An 18,372-nucleotide genomic window follows, 5' to 3' on the forward strand; every position below is an offset into this window, starting at 1 on the left:
ATAAATACAGAGCCTCTTATAGAGGTATAGGAGCGGTGTTGATTAATATGAATTTTGATTCAATGAATAATGGTAATAAAAAGAGTTGTATTATTGTTTATGGTAAAAACGGAGAAGTTTACGCAAACTTACTTGTCGGTTTAATAGATGAATTTGAGGAATACGAATGTACTATTTGGAGCGAGGAAAAATTTAAACAAAACCAAGATCAATTATCTTCCTCCAATAAAGTTATTTTTATTGGAAATACGAAGGTTTCACAAAAATTCATCCCTAATTTACGAATTAAATACAGTAAATTCGGGATGAATTACGGTTGGCTGGGACATAAGTGTGTTATTTATACAAGCCATATTCCTATTAAAAAGGATGAGTTAAACGCTTTTTTAGACTACTGTAAAAAGGTAAGTGAAGATATTAAAAACATAAGTGAGTCCTTTAGTTCAGTAAAGGCAAAGGCTCTATTTGCTCTTCCACAAATTATAAATCCATTCATTCCTTTGTTAGGAACTATAGCCATATCTTTCTTCCAAAGTCAGAAAAAGAGAAAGGCAATTATAGAACAACAATATAATGTTGTGGTTAGAAATTTCTTTATTAATGGTTTAAAAGATTTTATGGAGGATTAAAAGTTGGATTCGTTTAAGGAAGGTTATAGACATTTTGTAAAAAATTCTAGTGGGTTCAAGGGAGTAAATCATAGTTTTGAATATGTAAATCAAGTACAAAGGGAAATTGATAAAACCATTGCTGAGATGTCGAAAACAGTTACTCAGCGTTTGAATGCAAATGATGCAACAACAAAGGGTTTTGTTGCCGAAGATTGGCACGCAGGGACCTTTAATGCAGATGTTGTAGCAAAGGGAGGAAAGGATATCTATGCTAGCGTAGACAAAAGTAATAATCCCATAAAAGATATTGATATATTTAACAAGGGCACTTCTAGTAGTTGGCAATCCAAATACTATAAATCAGCAGAGGATACAGCAAAGGAGTTGAGTAATCCTAAATATAATAATGTTGGAAAGGTAGCCCCTTCAGACCAGATTGCAGAAGATGGTATTAGAACTGCTGCTCAAAAACAAGCACTTAGAAACAGTGAAACTCGCCATGAAGTAGCAGAAGCTTATCAACATACTGCCAATTATGCCAGATCAGTTATTGAAGAGAATGGATATTCTTCAAGAGGCTTATCAGATAGAGAAGCATTAAAAATAGTTGAAGAGATAAAGAATGGCACTTTTGATCCCAAAAAGTATGGATTAACTACTGAGGATTTTGTAAAAGTTGAATATGTTATACAGCAATCTTTAAAAGCAGGTGTAACCGCAGCCGCTTTAACTGCCATAATAAAAGTGACACCAGAAATATATAAAATTATTATGAGTATGATAGAACAAGGTTACATTGAAAAAGATCAACTAATTCAAGCTGGTTTTATTACCCTTGATTCATCAGTAGAAGGGTTTATAAGAGGTTCGATTGCAGCTGCGATAACGGCTACTTTAAAATCAGGTTTAGCAGGTGAAACCCTTAAGTCAATTGATCCAAGTATGATTTCATTAGGAACCATACTTGTTATGAATGCGATTCATAATTCATTTAAGGTGGCAACAGGTCGAATGAAACCTGTAGAATTTGTAGATGCTTGTGCTCGTGATTTAGTGGTTTCCTCCTTTGCATTGATAGGAGGATCTGTATCTCAGGGATTAATACAAATTCCCGTTTTTGGGTTTATGTTAGGAAGTTTCTTGGGTTCTATAGTAGGAAGTTTTGTATATGATGCCGGTAAACGTGTTTGTTTATCTTTTTGTATAGAATCGGGCTTTACTTTCTTTGGTTTAGTTAAACAAGATTATGTACTACCTAAAGAGGTTATTGTAAGTTTAGGGTTAAAAGTCTTTGAGTATGAAAGGTTTATCTTTAATCCTCCAGATATTAAACAGTCCGAACCAAATAAGTTTAGTTACAAAAAATTTGAACCTAACACTATTAATATTAATATCTTAAGGCGAGGAGTTATAGGTGTAAATAAAGTTGGTTTCGTGTAATTGATAAAAGGAAAAGTATTGGTACCAATGTTCTTATTACTGGAGATGAAGGATTGTACTTTCCTAACGGTGGTTATTGAAAGATCATAAGCCTAATTTCTCGCTAAAAATGCGGAGAAATTAGTTTTTTTATCCGTCTAAATCCTTAACATTGTAAAATGCAGTTTCGTGAAATAATCCCATAGGTAATTACGTTGGCACCAAGTGGTAAATAAAGTGGCGATCACTAGTAAAAGAAATGACGGAAGAGGTACATTTTTATGGCTGCTGTAATCCGCTTGCTAGTAACGTAATGACACCCAAAACTTTAACTTCATTAACTAACAATACTACAGAATTACTATACTTGTTTGAAAATAGGGCAGCAATTAGATTTTATTCACAATAATTGGACTAATTAATTTATATTAAAATAGCTTTTTTTATCGTCTGTTTTCTGATATACTTCATTTTGTCATTAATTAAATAGTTTCACTCATATAATCGCAGGGATATGGCCTGCAAGTTTCTACCGAAGCCCCGTAAAGGCTTCGACTATGAGTGTCGATATATTTGTGTTTTGTTCTCTTATTGAATAGGTAAGAGATCAATTTGAGCCCAAGATATATTGTGCACTCATTAGAGCGTACAACATATCTTGGGCTTTTTATCTTTTGTGTATTCCTCAATTAAATAGTTTCTGGTGGGAATTGTTGTGCAAGTGAGAATGACATGCTTTTTGGGCATTTTTACTTACACAAACTTTTTTTACTCTTTTTTCCACAAAAATACGAATGTTAAATATATACAAAACGAAGAATGTTCGCATTTTAGCTTCTGCACCTTTTTGTATTTGCCAAAGTTTATTGCTGTATGTTGTTCATGATTATTTCAAAATCCCTTTTTTAAAAATAGAAAGAGAGGCCAGATATGACACACAGAAGATACCCTTATATCATCTTGGCTCCAGGTTTGATTCTTTTAATTTTGTTCTTGGTATTGCCGCTGATATCCATCATTTTTCCAACATTCTTTGATGGAGGCTTTACCTTCGCCAATTATACTTCATTCTTCATGGATGATTACAATATGGGCATTTTTTGGCGGACGATAAAAATTTCGCTGGTTGTAACGTTGATTTGCGTAGCTTTAGGGGTTCCGACGGCTTACTATATTTCCCAGAGTCCGAAGAAGTGGCGCGGCCTGTTGATGTCTTTAACATTATTTCCTCTACTGACCAATTCAGTTGTGCGAAGTTTCGCATGGATTACCATTTTAGGACAAGATGGTGTTGCGAATAATCTCTTAATGAGCGCAGGCTTGATTTCCAAACCGCTTACCTTGCTTTATACGGAATTTGCGATTGTGATTGGGTCCGTGTATCTATTCTTACCTTTAATGGTCATTACCTTAGTAGGGATTTTAGAGAATATTGAGACTGAATTGATGGAAGCGGCAGAAACCTTAGGTGCCAACCGCTTTCTTGCTTTTATCAAGGTCATATTGCCATTAAGTGTACCAGGGATCATTGTTGGCAGTATATTGGTTTTCACAGGAACAATGACAGCCTACACAACCCCGCAATTATTGGGTGGAAACCGAAATATCATGCTTGCGACCTTCTTGTATCAGAGTGCAACTGCACTAGGCAACTGGCAAGGTGCAAGTGTCATTGCCTTGATCATGATTGTGGCAACTTTAATCGTGATGAAGGTACTTAACGTTATTGCCAGACGCATGGATAAGAGAGGTGAGGTAAGTGCGTAAGAAAATCGGCTTAAAAATCTTTGCAGGTTTGGTATTTGCGTTTCTATTTGTTCCATTACTAATTATTGTAATAACCTCGTTTGGAACGAATTCAACGATTCAATTCCCAATTCAAGGGTTTACTCTTGATTGGTACAGCAAGGTATTTAGCAATGAAGCCTTTATGGACAGTTTCCTTCTCAGTTTGCAAATCGCTTTTTATGGGACGGTTTTAGCACTGTTAGTTGGGATCCCTGCTGCATATTCGCTGGCGCGCCACAACGTATTTGGGCGTAGCTGGATTAAGAGCTTCTTTCTCTCACCGACAATTGTGCCTGGTCTGGTCGTTGGGTATTCATTGTATCAATTCATTGTGATACGATTCCAATTTCCGGTTATTCAAGGCTTGCTGCTGGGTCATTTCTTGATTTGTTTGCCTTATGTCATCCGTGTAGTAGGTTCGGCCATCGAGCAGCTGGATACTTCGATTGAAGAAGTGTCATGGACATTAGGCTGCACGAAATTACAAACATTTAGCAAAGTGGTATTGCCGAATATTACGTCAGGTATTTTTGCTTCCTTTATGCTGGCATTCATTAATTCTTTTAACAATATTCCAGTATCACAGTTTTTATCAGGCCCCGGGGTGACAATGCTGCCGACGAGCTTAATGAATTATATTGAATACAATTATGATCCATCTGTATCAGCATTATCGGTCATTTTAATGCTGGGCACAATCGTTCTGATGTACATTATTGAAAAGACATTAGGGTTAGCAAGTATTTCATAGAACAGCCAAGATACAACAGCAAAGGGGGAAAACCGAGATGTCCTATGTTGAATTAAAAGATATTCGTGTAAGTTATGATAACCAGATCAACATATTAAAGGATTTAAATTTATCAATAGAAAAAGGCGAATTGGTTTCCTTATTAGGACCATCTGGCTGCGGGAAAACAACCACTTTACGTGTGATTGCAGGTTTGATTCAACCAAATGATGGTGAATTCCTAGTTGACAATCAAAACCTGACAAAGGTTCCTGTGCATAAGCGTGGATTTGGCATGGTATTTCAAAGCTATGCATTGTTTCCTCATCTAACCATTAAGGAAAATGTTCAGTTCGGCTTGAAATTACGCAAAGAAAAAAAAGATGCGATTCATAAAAAGGTAAAAGATATATTAGCCATAACAGGCCTGGAAGAGTTGGGTGACCGTTATCCAAAACAACTTTCAGGTGGTCAAAGACAGCGTGTGGCTTTAGCGCGTGCTCTCGTTATTGAACCTAAATTATTATTATTGGATGAGCCATTAAGTAATCTGGATGCCAAGTTGCGTGTGGCAATGCGGATTGAAATTAAACGCATCCAAAGTCAATTAGGGATTACCTCTGTGTTTGTCACGCATGACCAAGAGGAATGTTTCTCTATCTCAGACAAAGTCGCTGTCATGAATAAAGGGATTATCGAACAGTTCGACACCCCTGAAGAGATTTATAAAAATCCAAAAACGGAGTTCGTTGCTCGCTTTATAGGCTTTGAGAATTTCTTTGACCTGACTCAGTTGGAAGATGATACGTACAAAGCGGTTGATGGAACGGTTTTCTTAAGTACCCGTAAGTGGGAAACTGGAAAACGTACCGGAACCATCCGTCCGGACGACATCGATATTGTAGCAAGCACTGAATCGAACACAAATAATACCGTATCCGGGACAATCAAAGTCCGCACCTTCTTAGGAAAGTCCTATCAATATGAAGTTGAAACCCCTATTGGGGCATTACTTGTAAATGAAGCGGATGATGTCATCTATCAAGTTGGAGATTCTATTACCCTATCGATTCCAGCTCATAAACTTATCGTTGTCTAAGTTATAAAACTTTTTAAAAAAATACAACAGGATCAATCAAAAGGAGAGAAAATGATGAAGAAAAAATTAGGTTTGGTAAGTTCAGTTTTAGTAACCGCTAGTATATTGGCTGCTTGTGGCGGTGGTGAAAGTGCTTCTAATAAAGAACAGAAAACCTTGATCGTTTCAACGTTTGGTTTGGAAGAAGATAAAATGCAGGAAGATGTCTTCAAGCCGTTTGAAGAAAAACATAATGTAGACATTGTGTTGGAATTGGGTACAAGCTCAGAACGTATTACAAAACTAAAAAGCAACCCAAACTCAACGGTTGATGTTATTGAACTATCTCAATCCAATGCGGCTGATGGAGCAGAGGCAGGCTTATTTGAAAAAATGGATAGCTCAAAAGTACCAAACATGGATAACTTAATCGAAAGCGCGAAAGAATTATCTGCAGATGGTTCTGGCCCTGCTTACACGTTGAACAGTATTGGGATTATTTATAATAAAGAGGCAGCAGGCATGGAAATCAAGGAATGGGAAGATCTTTGGGATCCATCTTTGAAAGGGAAAATCTCTATTCCGGACATTGCTTCAACATTTGGCCCAGCAATGCTTCATTTAGCAAGTGATCATAAGAATGTCGACATTACAACCGATAAGGGAGAAGCAGCCTTTAAAGGGATTACTGAATTAGCCCCAAATGTTGTAAAAACGTATAGCAAATCGTCTGATCTAGCAAACATGTTCCAATCTGGTGAAATTGTCGCAGCTGTTGTAGGTGACTTTGCTGTTCCGATTATTTCTGAATCAAATCCAAATGTTGACTATATCGTCCCACAATCCGGAACATACGCAAACTTCAACACAATCAACGTCAACAAAAACTCTAAAAATAAAGATTTGGCTTATAAATATATTGACTGGAGACTGAGCCAGGAAGTACAGGAAAAAACGGCTGTGTCTATCAACGAAGCACCAACGAATAAAGAAGTTGTGTTAGACGGAGAAACGGCAAAGAACAAAACGTATGGCGAAGTAGCAGAACGCACTAAAATGATTGATTCAAAATTCGTAAATGAAAACCTTGAATCCTGGATTAATCAGTGGAATAGAATTCTCAATAAATAATAACACCATGAAGGAGGAGAAAGGCTAAGAATGATTCTTGGCCTTTTTTCTCTTTTACCATGAAACGCAGGATGGAGGGACATATACATGCAAGTCGATTTAGTAATAAAAAATGCCCAGGTTTTTAACACGTTTACAAAGAAGTTTGAAGCGAAAAATGTTTCTATTATTGATGATAAATTTTACTACTTGAAGGCTGGAGAGTTTGAGGATATAGAGGCTGCAAAAGTGGTGGATGCAAAAAATCAGTATATGGTTCCAGGATTAATGGATATCCATATGCATATTGAAAGCTCGATGACTTCACCTTCTATTTTTTCGGGTGCCGCCTTAGCACACGGAGTAACAACTGTTGTTGCTGACGCTCATGAGATTGCGAATGTTTTTGGGATGGAGGGTCTGGAGGCGTTCTTCTCCCAGCCTAGTACCATGGATATTTTCTTTGCGATTCCTTCTTCCGTCCCTTCAACTACGCCAGAACTGGAAACCACTGGGGGCTTTATTGGGGTTGAAGAAGTGAAAAGGCTCTTGCAGCATCCTAAAGTCATTGCGCTTGGGGAAGCGATGAACTTCAATGGAATTGTTAATGAACCCGATTCTTTGATTCGGCAAATCCTACATGTGGTTCAAACGGAGAGGCCATTTATGCCTTTGGAAGGCCATATCCCGCGCGTTTCTGAATTGGACTTGGCGAAATTTTTATATGCAGGCCTAACGGCTGACCATACCCACCAGTCGCCCGAATCGATTTATGAGAAAGTCTCGAGCGGGATGTTTTTGGAGCTGCAAAAGAAGTCGATTACAACGGAAAATATACAGGTGATTGTTGAAAATCAGTTTTATGAATATGTAGCCATCATTACCGACGATATTATGGCAGACGATTTACTCGAAGGGCACTTGAATGCAAATGTGCGTTTGGCGATTTCATGCGGAATGCCAGCAGAACAGGCACTATACTGCGCGACTTATACGCCTGCCAGAAGGATGGGATTCCAGGACCGCGGTGCGATAATCCCTGGCTTTAAAGCTGACTTCATGTTATTGGATGACGTTAAAAGCATGGACATTGCCGCGGTTTATAAGGATGGCAAATTGGTGCATGAAAAAGGAAATGAGTTCAGGTATCCAACTGAGAAACCTACTTTTCCTGAGCATTTTTATCAATCTCTCCAATGTCGTCCTTTAACATCAGAGGACTTGCGTATTAAGGTGAAAGCATCTGAAAAGGCCTTAGTCAACGTGATCCAAATTTCTGAAGTGGGCACATTTACTGAACATGTTCAGCGGGAAGTAAGAGTTGTCGATGGAATTTTGGATTGGGAGAATAGTGGGTTGGCCTTGATTATTGTAATGGAGCGCTATGGGAAAACCGGAGATATCGCCTATGGTTTTGTCGAAAATGCTCTAACAGAAAAAGGAGCCGTTGCCACAACTTGGGCTCATGATCATCATAATTTAATGGTAATGGGAACGAGTGCGGAAGATACCGTAATCGCACAAAACGAATTATTGGACATGCAGGGTGGATATGTCGTTGTACAGGCCGGAAAGGTACAAGCAGTTTGCCCATTACAGGTTGGCGGCATTATCAGCGATGCACCGATACAAGAACTGGGTGCACAATTAAAGGAAGTTCGCCAAGCAATGGTTGAGTTAGGATATCGCAACAGCAATGAAATCATGTCCTTCTCCACTTTATCGCTTCCAGTCTCGCCTATTATTAAAATTACCGACAAAGGAATGATGAATGTGCGTTCTCAAGTGCTCATCCCATTGGTAGAGGGGGAACAAATGTGAGAACACTCATCAAAAATGCCTGGATTTTAACGATAAATGAACAAATGGAGCAATTTCAAAATGGCTATTTAGTAGTGGACGGGGAAACCTTTGCTGATGTTGGCGCCATGGATTCATTGCCTGAGGATATCCCATACGACCAATGCTTTGATGCCAAAAGTGCTATTTTGCTGCCAGGTATGGTCAATACACATACACATATTGGCATGATTCCCTTCCGTTCTTTAGGTGATGACTATCCAGATCGGTTGCGCCGTTTTTTATTTCCATTAGAAAATGAATGTATGAACGAACAATTAGCCTACACGAGTGGAAGATATGCGATTGCTGAAATGCAGCTTGCCGGTGTAACGACCTTCTTTGATATGTATTATTTTGAGCATCACTTGGCGGTTGCAGCAGAGGAAATGAATAGCCGTGCTCTTTTAGCAGAAACGGTTCTCGATTCAATAACGGTAGATGTCCCGGAGCCAATGGGCGGATTGGAATACGCTGAACAGTTTATCCCGAAGTGGCAAGGAAATAGCAGAATCACTGCATCAGTAGCACCGCATGCACCCTATTCGAATACCATTGAAGTGCTTCAAAAAGCCGGACGTTTGTCTCAACAATACAATGTGCCGTGGATGATGCATGTGAGTGAAATGGATTTCGAGATGGAAAAATACCGTGAAGAACGCGGTCAAACTCCAATAGAATTTTTAGAGGAGATCGGCGTCTTGAGCCCAAGGCTCGTTGCTGCACACTGTATTCATTTGTCAGACCATGATATTGAGCTGTTAAAGAAATATGATGTGAAAGTGGCTCATTGTATCGGGGCTAATACGAAATCTGCCAAAGGAGTAGCTCGTGTCCGAGATTTGTTATCTGCTGGTATAACGGTCGGCTTGGGAACAGATGGCCCAAGCAGCGGCAATACACTGGATTTATTCAGCCAAATGAGATTGTTTGCCAACTTCCATAAAACATATTTAAAGGACCGCAGTGCATTTCCAGCAGAAGAAATTGTCAAGTTAGCGACAATGGGTGGGGCGGAGGTTTTAGGCCTGGAGGAGAAAATCGGCTCAATCGAAACAGGAAAACAGGCTGATTTCATCTTGATAGAAACTGACTCAGTAAATATGTTCCCTATATTTGACCCGTATTCTGCGTTAGTGTACTCAGCCAATGCTTCAAATGTAAGAGACGTATTCATCGGTGGTAAGCAGGTAGTTGCAGATAAAAAACTAGTTGAATTTGATGTAGCAGAATTAAGAGCAGAGCTTGCTGGGGCTATGGAAGAATGCGGATTTAGGAAAAAAGCATTGGAGGCGATGGAGGGGTAGGGGAGGTGCCTGTCACTTCCCGGTTTTCCTTGTATGCACAGACGGATGTTTCACAGGATGATTTTCGGGTTGAGTGCCAGTCACCACCCGATTTTTCTGTTTCACAGTAAGGTGTTTCAAAGGTAGAGTGAGAAGGATTGGGGCAAAAGGCATGGCTAGAAATTTAATTTGAACTAGGTTTGACGGTAAAAGAAATGCTGATTGGGATTGAAAGTGGAAAAAAATAAGTTGATCTTCTTCAATAGTGCGGAAAGAATAAAGCATGTGAAGAAATCTTATGGGTTTGTGATAATTTCAAGTTATTTGACGTAGAAACTCATGGGTCCTAATTGAATGTGTTACCATTTTAGAAAGAATATTAATGAAACCTCTGTGAATCTTTCAAAAGACAAATTAAAGGAGGGAAGCCAATTGGAGGTGACAGTAAAGGATATTCTGGCCCTGGAGAGCTTCAAAGGAGTTAAGATTATTGCTGGTGAAGCAGGGTTGCACAGAAGAGTGAACAATGTCTATTTCATGGAAGTGCCGGACATTTATGCATTTATCGATCAGAATGGTTTTTTACTAACGACTTTATATCCAATTGCGCATGATAAAATTGCGTTGGAGAGTTTCCTGCCTAAATTGGTCGAACTGGAGATTTCTGGATTGGGAATTAAAATAGGTAGATACATAGATGAAATTCCTCAGCTTATGATTGACCAGGCTAACGAATTGGGCCTTCCTGTTTTGCTTTTGGCTGATAATGCAAATCTGTCCCTATTAAGCAATGGCATCCTAGAAACCCTTCTGGACAAAAAGAATACGATGCTGGAATTCAGGGATGACGTCCATAATAAGCTGATTAGTTTATTGCTCGAAGGTGCGGATTTAGAGAAGCTCGTTTTCACCCTTTCTGAAATAATTAAAGCTCCGGTCCTTTTAATCAATGAAGTCAATGAATTAATTACCAGTTCGATAAAAATTCAGCAATTCAGAATTCAGGGTACTGGCGGGAATGGAACGTTCTACAGCAGCCAGCGGTCTTTTACCATCCAGATTAATGATAGGGAATTGGCAGTAGATGATTATATTACAAACTCCATCATTGCCGGGCGTGATTGTTTAGGCTATTTTATTGCTTTGCCATCTTCCGGGAACGATCTCTCAAATATCAAAGTGGCACTGGAACAGGCCTCCCTCCTGTCAGCCTTCTTATTCCAGAAGGAGCAGGCGGTATTGCAGAGGGAAAGAAGTCATCTTGATTCCTTTGTACGGGATATATTGAACCAAAAGATTAAATCACAGATTAAAGTTATTCAAAAGTCAAAAATTTTCAAGTGGGATTTTGATTTTCCTGTCGTTCTCCTGAATATTGAAGAGCTGAGCCAGGATGATAACAGGAAAAAACAGTTTTATAGCCAGATGAAGGATTTGGAAATGGTGGAGCGGATTATATCCGAAAAACTAGACCTCCCGATTCAAAAATGCAAAGTGGTCCACTATGATGATGGTCTGATTTGCTTTATCAGTGTGGTGTTTGAAAATAAGAAAGATGAACGGATTAAGGCGGCATGCGAAAGCCTGTTGAAATATTATCAATCCAAATATACTTTAGGCATTTCAGTTTCAAGGATGGTAGAAAGGCTGCCTGATTTAAAGGCTGCTTATGAAGAGACCAAGGTTGCTACAAGAGTGTTCAAGGTCCTTAATCAGCATCAGCCGTTTATTAAAAGCTATCAGGAGCTGGGTGTATACAAACTCATCCATCTCATCGATGACCGCGCATCTCTGGAAGAATATGTGAATTCGAAGCTGGGAGTGCTTGTAAATTTGCACGATTCGGACATGGTGGAGATGCTTTCATGTTTGATTAAGAATAACTTCAACCTGCAAAAAACATCCAAAGAATTATTCATTCATTACAATACCCTAAGATACAGGATTGATAAGTTACGAGAATCGGGGATTGATTTTAACAATGGGTTCGACTTGGCCGAATTGGCCCTTGCCTATAAAATTAATATGTATTTAACAATGGCCGAGGAGTGACCTTCCCGGTTTTGCATATAAATGCGAAATGTCATTCTGATGAATGGCATTTTTTGAGTTTACAGGATAAAAGATAACCTAAATGAATGATAAAAAGTGATAAAAAAAGCCTCCTCTTTTTGTAGACATCTTACATATCTTGTTCAACAGCTAACAAATATAATCAACTTGTAAGTGCTTACATAATTGTTTCAACGAGGAGGCTTTTAATTGGATGCATTAGTGCTTTTGCCTTTATTAGTCATGCTTATCCTGATGCTGAAAAATAAGCATATGCTGGTCGCGGGTATTTTCGGCGGCATAACAGCCATGATCATTGGCCAAGTAGGGTTGGCTGATGCAAGTAAAATTATCAACGATACTATACCTGGCATGACGAGTATCATTACTCCGGTCATTTACTCTGCGACTGCACTGGTCATCGCTAAGACAGGTGGCTTTGATGCCCTGCTCCGTCTGAGCCGAAAGGTAATCGGGGATAGGCAGTACCTCATTGCCATGATTATTGTCTTGATTCAATCCCTGGCTACGTATGCGGCCGGTTTGGGAGCGGGAAATACGATGGTTACCGGACCGCTGGCGTTTGCGATACTAGGCGTTGTTCCGCAGGTTGTTGCGGGGATGGCAATCGGGACAGCCGCAAGCTTCATGACTTCCCCTTCCGGAGCGGATGCCGCGGCCATTTCCAAAATAGCCGGGGTCGAGATTGCCCAGTATAGTGATACGATGCTGCCGTTTACGGTGGTCATGTGGATTATCGCCATTGCTATTGCGGGAATTGGCACCTGGAAACGCGGTTCAATTTTAAAAGAGGAAACGGCTGAGCCCATTCCTACTAAAACATTGGCATTACGGGCGGTCGCACCTCTATATTTCTTGATTGTCGTGGTAGCAGGCAAATACTTAAACGCGTTGATTGGGGACTACGCCTTATTTACACCAGTATTTAATATGATTAGTACTCTAGTAATTGCCATTATTTTAACAAAGAGGCCAATCGATGAAATTTCCGAAGATTTGGTCCAGAATTCAGCGTTTCTTTTAACAAAGTTGTTTGCGATTGGTATATTCCTTGGATTCATCAACATTCTTGCCAAAATCGGCACGTTTACCTATATTGCCGGGTTCATCAAGATGGCCCCGGAGTTCATTACAGTCCCGACAGCCATTTTAATCACTTTCTTGATTGCCATACCGGCGGGTGGCTATAGCGTAGGGGTCAGTACATTAATTATGCCTATATTAGTAGAGTCTGAGCTTTCACTGATCCAATTGGGAGTGGCGGCCCTGGCTATTGGGTTAGGGACACAAATGAGCCCGGTCCAGATTAATGTAGCTTCACTATCGCAATCCTTCAAGACGGATATGCCTTCTATCATTAAATTCAATGCCCCTTATATGATAGGACTGGCGATAATCTTATGTATAGTTGGACTGTTTGTATAAGGTCCTTATTATAAATTTATAATTTTGGGAGGAAAACAACATGCAAAAAGTAGATGTATTCAGGGTTCCTACAAGTTCACCGGATGATATCAAAGGCCTGCAAAAGCTGATTGACAGCGGTGAAATCAATCCAAACGATATTATCTGTGTTCTTGGAAAAACAGAAGGGAATGGCTGTGTCAACGACTTTACACGCGGGTTTGCCACTCAATCACTGTCCTTTTACCTTGCTGAAACACTTGGCCTTTCTGTAAAGGAAGTACAGCAGAAGATTGCCTTTATCATGTCAGGCGGTACCGAAGGAATCATGTCGCCGCACCTGACAGTCTTCACGAAAAGTGAAGTGGACGTTGTCATTACAGGAGAAAAACGCCTGGCTGCAGGTATTGGATTTACACGGGATTTCCGTCCTGAAGAAATTGGCAGAATGGAGCAGGTGCTTGAGGTAGCAGAAACTGTCAAGAAAGCGATGGCTGATGCAAAGATTGAAAGTGCTGAGGATGTCCACTTTGTCCAAATCAAGTGCCCTCTGTTGACAGCGGAAAGAATCGAAGAGGCAAGAAGCCGCGGCAAGGATGTTTCCACAAACGATACGTATAAGTCAATGGCATACTCCCGCGGAGCATCTGCTCTGGGCGTCGCGCTCGCATTGGGTGAAGTGACCGAAGAACAGCTTTCCAATGAAGTTATATGCCATGACTGGGATCTCTATTCCGGCGTCGCTTCCACTTCTGCCGGTGTTGAACTCGTTAAAGACGAAATCATTGTTATAGGCAATTCAACCTCCTCCGCGAGCGAGTTGGTGATCGGACACTCTGTCATGAAGGATGCCATCGATACTGAAGCGGTAAAAGAAGCGATGAAGGGTGCGGGGCTAGAGTTCCAGTGCTGCCCGTCCCACGCAGAACTTGAGAAGATCATCAATGTGTTTGCTAAAGCCGAAGCAGCTTCCTATGGAACATGCAGGGGAAGAAGGAATCCGATGGTTGATGATTCAGATATTAATCATACAAGGTCAGCCCGTGCAGTTGTAAACGCAGCGATTGCGACCCTAACTAAAGACCCGATGGTATACGTGTCTGGTGGAGCCGAACACCAGGGTCCTGATGGCGGCGGACCTGTCGCTGTTATTGCAAGAGCATAGAAACTAAAAATAATTGGGGGATATATGACATCATATGTCCTCCTCCATCAGACAAATAAGAGGTGGACATATGAAGAAGTTTGTCGGAATTGAAGAAAAACCGCCAATACCATCCCTTTTTTTATTCGGGATTCAGCATGTCCTGGCGTTATTTTCGGGCCTTGTTGCAGTCCCGTTGATTGTTGGTGCTGCCCTGAATCTGCCGAGTGACCAAATTACAATCCTGGTTCAAGGAAGTTTATTAACAAGTGGGATAGGAACCCTGATTCAATGTCTTGGTTTATGGAAAATCGGGGCGAAGCTGCCAATCTGCATGGGGTCCGCGTTTGTTTTTATAGCGCCTAGCATCAGTGTAGGTTCCCAGTATGGCATCCAGGCAATAATGGGAGCCGCTATGGTTTGCGGAGTCATCGCGTTCGTTTTAAGTTTCTTTTTGGGAAAGCTTCAAAAGCTCATCCCGCCTCTAGTGACAGGAACGGTCGTTTGCCTGATAGGCATCGGGCTGCTTCCAAAGGGTTTCAACTGGCTTGCTGGGGGCAGCGGGGAATTGTTTGGAACCTCCACCAGTTACCTGATTGGGGGCCTTGTTTTAGTATTGCTAATCGTTACTTCACAGTCGAAAAAAGGATTGATTTCTTCTTTTTCGGTTGTCATTTCCATCGCAGTTGGCTATATTGCTTCCGCCATGTTTGGAATCCTGGATTTGGACCACCTAGCAAAAGCAGAATGGGTAGCAGTACCTGAATTGTTTCACTTCGGGATGCCTACGTTTTCTTTCTCGGCCATTGTCACTTTATTCGTAGCACAAATGGCGGCAGTTCTTGAGAGTATTGGGAATACGTACGGTACAGGAGCTGCAGTGAAGAAAGAGATTACGAAGAAGGAATTGACGGGTGCCATCAGCGTTGACGGTGTTATGTCGGTCATAGCCCCAATCTTTAACGGCTTCTCGCTGACTTGTTTTGCTCAGAATATTGGTGTCATCAATATTACGAGAGTCGCCAGCCGATATGCGGTTGCCGCTGCCGGAATTGTCCTTGTTCTGCTTGGCCTGATCCCGAAGTTTTCGGCAATCATCGCAGGTATGCCCGCACCAGTATTAGGCGGGGCATCGATGATTATGTTCGGTTCGATTGTTACATCAGGGATTGCCCAATTGAGTGAATCAGGAAAGATGGGGCAGAGGGAAATTATCATATTTTCCACGTCCCTCGCACTTGGATTGGGCTTCGGTATGGCGCCTGAAGGAGCGCTAGGCCAAATTCCTGAAGATTTGGCACTCATCTTGCACTCTGGTGTCGCAGTGGGAGGCTTTACAGCTGTTTTGCTGAATAAGCTAATCCCTAAAGAGCCTGCCAGTGAAGCTGTCGAGGCGAAGTAGCATGGCAGGGAGAAACTTGTATAATGCCTCCGCAATAGACAGAAGGCTTTTCGCGGACATTGCATCCGCTTCGACGGTCTTTCAACTCGGGAGTATCCATAGCGTATATACGAATGTATTCAATGTCCTAGGAGCCGACAGGAAGCGCCTCATTTCCATTGTCAATAAGCGAATTCCCGCCAGTCCCGATACAATTGTCCTGGAAGAAAATATTGATATGCTTAACCTTTGCATAGAGCCTGGGCTGCCTGTTTTCTATCACCCTTATGAACACAGAATCCAAGTACATGGGGACCCAGGCTTTTCTTTAAACCGAGTTAACCTGTTGGATAGTATGAATTTAAAACAAAGCCGTGGGGTCCAGTCAGGCTTAAAGCCAATTTGTTCGAATCTGGTTGAGTTCATTTCCACTGAGGGGAAGGAAGGCGGCTTTAAACGAGTGATTGAAAAGCAGTTGGGCTTATGCGATAGTCCTTCTTCTTTTTATGAAAAAGCCCTGCACTCTGCCTTGTGCTGCTTTAAACGAGCACTTCAAAGCAAGGATGCTGGAAGGATCATTCTGGCATTAAAAGGCTTCATTGGACTCGGCCCGGGCCTGACTCCTTCGGGGGATGATTTTGTCACTGGTTTCGTATCGGCACTTTATACATTGAAGCACCCGCTTTATGAAATGATTAAGGGCCATTTTGAGGAATTGATTGAGTTTAGCAGGAAGAGGACGACAACGGTCAGTTATTTTATGTTAAAGCATGCCTTGGAAGGACGAGTGAATGAAACGGTAGCGAGCTTGTACGAAGCGACTCATTCCCAGACGGCCAGCGGTTATCAATCTATCGAACGACCGCTTAGAAGGATTGCTGAAATCGGATCTAGTTCCGGAACAGACCTTTTGGCGGGTATTGCATACGCATTTTTCATTACCATCGAGGAGGATCAGAATGGCAGTCAAAGTGATTATAAAGAAAAACTCTTATTATGATTCTGTCACCTTAATGTCCCTGTCTGGAAAAATCCAGCAGCAGGAAGGAATAAATGAAGCAATCGTTTCCATGGCAACCGCCATGAACAAGGAGCTTCTTGAAAATGTAGGAATGATGACGGAAGAAGTAAACGAAGCGTCCGAAAGTGATTTAATTATCGCTGTAAAAGCTGAGGATGAAAGCCTTCTTGAAGAAACGATTGAATTGATTCAAGAACAATTGACCTCCAAGAAAAATACGAAAAAAGGCGGCGGAGCCAAACGTGTCAAAACCATCAATGCCGCAGTCGCCGAAATGCCCGAAGCAAATATGGCCGTCATATCCGTCCCAGGGGAATTTGCAGCGAGAGAAGCCAGGCAGGCGCTCGAGCAAGGCATGCATGTTATGTTATTCAGCGACAATGTTTCCATTGAAGACGAGAAATTCCTTAAGGATTATGCCAGTGAACGAGGTTTGTTCGTCATGGGTCCGGATTGCGGGACAGCCATTATCAATCATTCCGGACTTTGCTTTGCCAACGAAGTCAAAAGAGGCAACATCGGGCTGGTAGGTGCCTCTGGTACAGGTCTGCAGGAAGTTACGGTCCAAATTAACAGGCTCGGCTATGGCATTTCGCAGGCAATCGGTACAGGTGGACGTGATCTTCAGGAGAGCATAGGCGGAACGATGATGCTTCAGGGCGTGAATGCGCTTTTAAACGACGATGCGACGAATGTGATTGTGCTCATCTCCAAGCCGCCGGCACCCGTTGTTCAGGAAAAAATCCTTGCAGTAGTAAAAGAATCCGCTAAGCCGGTTGTGGTTTGTTTTATTGACGGTGAAGCAAGCGAAGCAGAGAAGGCCGGAGCCGTATTCGCCTCGACTTTATTTGAGGCGGCAAAGGCTGCAGTCAAACTTTCTGATCCGGAATTTTCCATTCAGAAAGAAACCGATGTAAGGCACGACAAGTGGCTGTTGGAAACGAAAGCCCAATTGGCTGCATCCCAGCAGTTTGTCAGAGGGCTGTTCTGCGGCGGAACCTTGACAGCAGAATCGCTGGCCATTTTACGGAGATATACAAGCAATTTAAAGAGCAATGTCGCAAAGAAAAAGGAAGAAAAGCTGCAAGACCCGACAACAAGCAGCGGCAATACGTTATTGGACCTTGGTGATGATGTCTTTACAGTCGGAAGGCCGCATCCGATGATTGAGCCTTCACTGAGAAATAAAAGAATTATCCAGGAAGCGGCCGATCCGGCAACAGCAGTCTTGCTTCTCGATTTCGAACTGGGCTATGGGTCGCATGAAGATCCTGTCGGCGAAACCATCGAAACCATCAAGAAAGCACAGGTCCTTGCTGAAAAAGACAATCGCCACCTCCCGGTAATCGCCTACATCCTTGGCACCCCGCTGGATAAACAACAATACGAGCAGCAGGAAAGAATGCTTTCCGAGGCCGGAGTCTTTGTCGCCAGAAGTAACGAAGAAGCAACTCTGCTAGCCGCGGCGCTCATTCGATAAGGAGGAGA

14 protein-coding genes and 1 riboswitch are annotated in these 18,372 nt (G+C 41.6%); all 14 genes read left to right on the forward strand.

Translation table 11 applies throughout. From position 1 onward, the window contains the following. Positions 1–47: 47 nt before the first annotated feature. The 14 genes from AM500_RS05015 to fdrA all read left to right on the forward strand — a co-directional run bounded on the left by AM500_RS05015 (position 48) and on the right by fdrA (position 18,364). Positions 48–629: a hypothetical protein gene (locus tag AM500_RS05015; protein ID WP_053598237.1), complete on the forward strand. Its 582-nt coding sequence runs from the start codon at positions 48–50 to the stop codon at positions 627–629. Positions 630–632: 3 nt separating this feature from the next. After that, on the forward strand, positions 633–2,051 hold the full coding sequence (locus AM500_RS05020; RefSeq protein WP_053598238.1) for a hypothetical protein: 1,419 nt from the start codon (positions 633–635) through the stop codon (positions 2,049–2,051). 455 nt (positions 2,052–2,506) lie between these two features. Then, positions 2,507–2,608: riboswitch (purine riboswitch) on the forward strand. 352 nt (positions 2,609–2,960) lie between these two features. Next, positions 2,961–3,797, forward strand: coding sequence for an ABC transporter permease (locus AM500_RS05025; protein WP_053598239.1), 837 nt, complete (start codon positions 2,961–2,963; stop codon positions 3,795–3,797). Then, the gene (locus AM500_RS05030; protein ID WP_053598240.1) at positions 3,790–4,569 is read left to right on the forward strand and encodes an ABC transporter permease; all 780 of its coding nucleotides are present in this window, start codon (positions 3,790–3,792) and stop codon (positions 4,567–4,569) included. The genes AM500_RS05025 and AM500_RS05030 overlap by 8 nt, the downstream gene beginning before the upstream one ends. A gap of 37 nt (positions 4,570–4,606) precedes the next feature. Further along, positions 4,607–5,647 carry an ABC transporter ATP-binding protein gene (locus AM500_RS05035; RefSeq protein WP_053598241.1) on the forward strand — a complete coding sequence of 347 codons (1,041 nt, stop codon included), beginning with the start codon at positions 4,607–4,609 and terminating at the stop codon, positions 5,645–5,647. Between the two features lie 51 nt (positions 5,648–5,698). Beyond that, positions 5,699–6,757, forward strand: coding sequence for an ABC transporter substrate-binding protein (locus tag AM500_RS05040; RefSeq protein ID WP_197282667.1), 1,059 nt, complete (start codon positions 5,699–5,701; stop codon positions 6,755–6,757). Positions 6,758–6,844: 87 nt separating this feature from the next. After that, positions 6,845–8,557 (forward strand): adenine deaminase C-terminal domain-containing protein, encoded by a 1,713-nt coding sequence (locus tag AM500_RS05045; protein ID WP_053598243.1) that lies wholly within the window; start codon positions 6,845–6,847, stop codon positions 8,555–8,557. Then, the gene (locus tag AM500_RS05050; protein ID WP_053598244.1) at positions 8,554–9,882 is read left to right on the forward strand and encodes an amidohydrolase; all 1,329 of its coding nucleotides are present in this window, start codon (positions 8,554–8,556) and stop codon (positions 9,880–9,882) included. Before AM500_RS05045 ends, AM500_RS05050 begins: the two co-directional genes overlap by 4 nt. Before the next feature lie 417 nt (positions 9,883–10,299). Next, positions 10,300–11,913 (forward strand): PucR family transcriptional regulator, encoded by a 1,614-nt coding sequence (locus tag AM500_RS05060; RefSeq protein WP_231688158.1) that lies wholly within the window; start codon positions 10,300–10,302, stop codon positions 11,911–11,913. Positions 11,914–12,123: 210 nt separating this feature from the next. Beyond that, entirely contained in the window at positions 12,124–13,359 is a 1,236-nt protein-coding gene (locus AM500_RS05065) for a hypothetical protein (protein WP_053598247.1), read from the forward strand. A gap of 40 nt (positions 13,360–13,399) precedes the next feature. Continuing rightward, a complete protein-coding gene (locus AM500_RS05070; protein ID WP_053598248.1) occupies positions 13,400–14,503 on the forward strand; it encodes a cyanuric acid amidohydrolase in 1,104 nt (367 codons plus the stop codon). Between the two features lie 70 nt (positions 14,504–14,573). Further along, the gene (locus AM500_RS05075; RefSeq protein ID WP_082347141.1) at positions 14,574–15,884 is read left to right on the forward strand and encodes a nucleobase:cation symporter-2 family protein; all 1,311 of its coding nucleotides are present in this window, start codon (positions 14,574–14,576) and stop codon (positions 15,882–15,884) included. A 1-nt stretch (position 15,885) separates the two neighbouring features. Then, on the forward strand, positions 15,886–16,863 hold the full coding sequence (locus AM500_RS05080; RefSeq protein WP_053598250.1) for an oxamate carbamoyltransferase subunit AllH family protein: 978 nt from the start codon (positions 15,886–15,888) through the stop codon (positions 16,861–16,863). Then, positions 16,823–18,364: an acyl-CoA synthetase FdrA gene (fdrA, locus tag AM500_RS05085; protein ID WP_053598251.1), complete on the forward strand. Its 1,542-nt coding sequence runs from the start codon at positions 16,823–16,825 to the stop codon at positions 18,362–18,364. Before AM500_RS05080 ends, fdrA begins: the two co-directional genes overlap by 41 nt. Positions 18,365–18,372: the final 8 nt, after the last annotated feature.

It is taken from the genome of Bacillus sp. FJAT-18017 (assembly GCF_001278805.1).
Lineage (GTDB): Bacteria > Bacillota > Bacilli > Bacillales > Cytobacillaceae > Bacillus_D.

Excerpts from the sequence above, each read along its gene's own strand:
- AM500_RS05015 (WP_053598237.1), top strand. The coding sequence starts at position 48 with ATGAATTTTGATTCAATGAATAATGGTAATAAAAAGAGTTGTATTATT.
- AM500_RS05025 (WP_053598239.1), top strand. The coding sequence starts at position 2,961 with ATGACACACAGAAGATACCCTTATATCATCTTGGCTCCAGGTTTGATT.
- AM500_RS05035 (WP_053598241.1), top strand. The coding sequence starts at position 4,607 with ATGTCCTATGTTGAATTAAAAGATATTCGTGTAAGTTATGATAACCAG.
- AM500_RS05040 (WP_197282667.1), top strand. The coding sequence starts at position 5,699 with ATGATGAAGAAAAAATTAGGTTTGGTAAGTTCAGTTTTAGTAACCGCT.
- AM500_RS05045 (WP_053598243.1), top strand. The coding sequence starts at position 6,845 with ATGCAAGTCGATTTAGTAATAAAAAATGCCCAGGTTTTTAACACGTTT.
- AM500_RS05070 (WP_053598248.1), top strand. The coding sequence starts at position 13,400 with ATGCAAAAAGTAGATGTATTCAGGGTTCCTACAAGTTCACCGGATGAT.
- AM500_RS05075 (WP_082347141.1), top strand. The coding sequence starts at position 14,574 with ATGAAGAAGTTTGTCGGAATTGAAGAAAAACCGCCAATACCATCCCTT.
- AM500_RS05080 (WP_053598250.1), top strand. The coding sequence starts at position 15,886 with ATGGCAGGGAGAAACTTGTATAATGCCTCCGCAATAGACAGAAGGCTT.
- fdrA (WP_053598251.1), top strand. The coding sequence starts at position 16,823 with ATGGCAGTCAAAGTGATTATAAAGAAAAACTCTTATTATGATTCTGTC.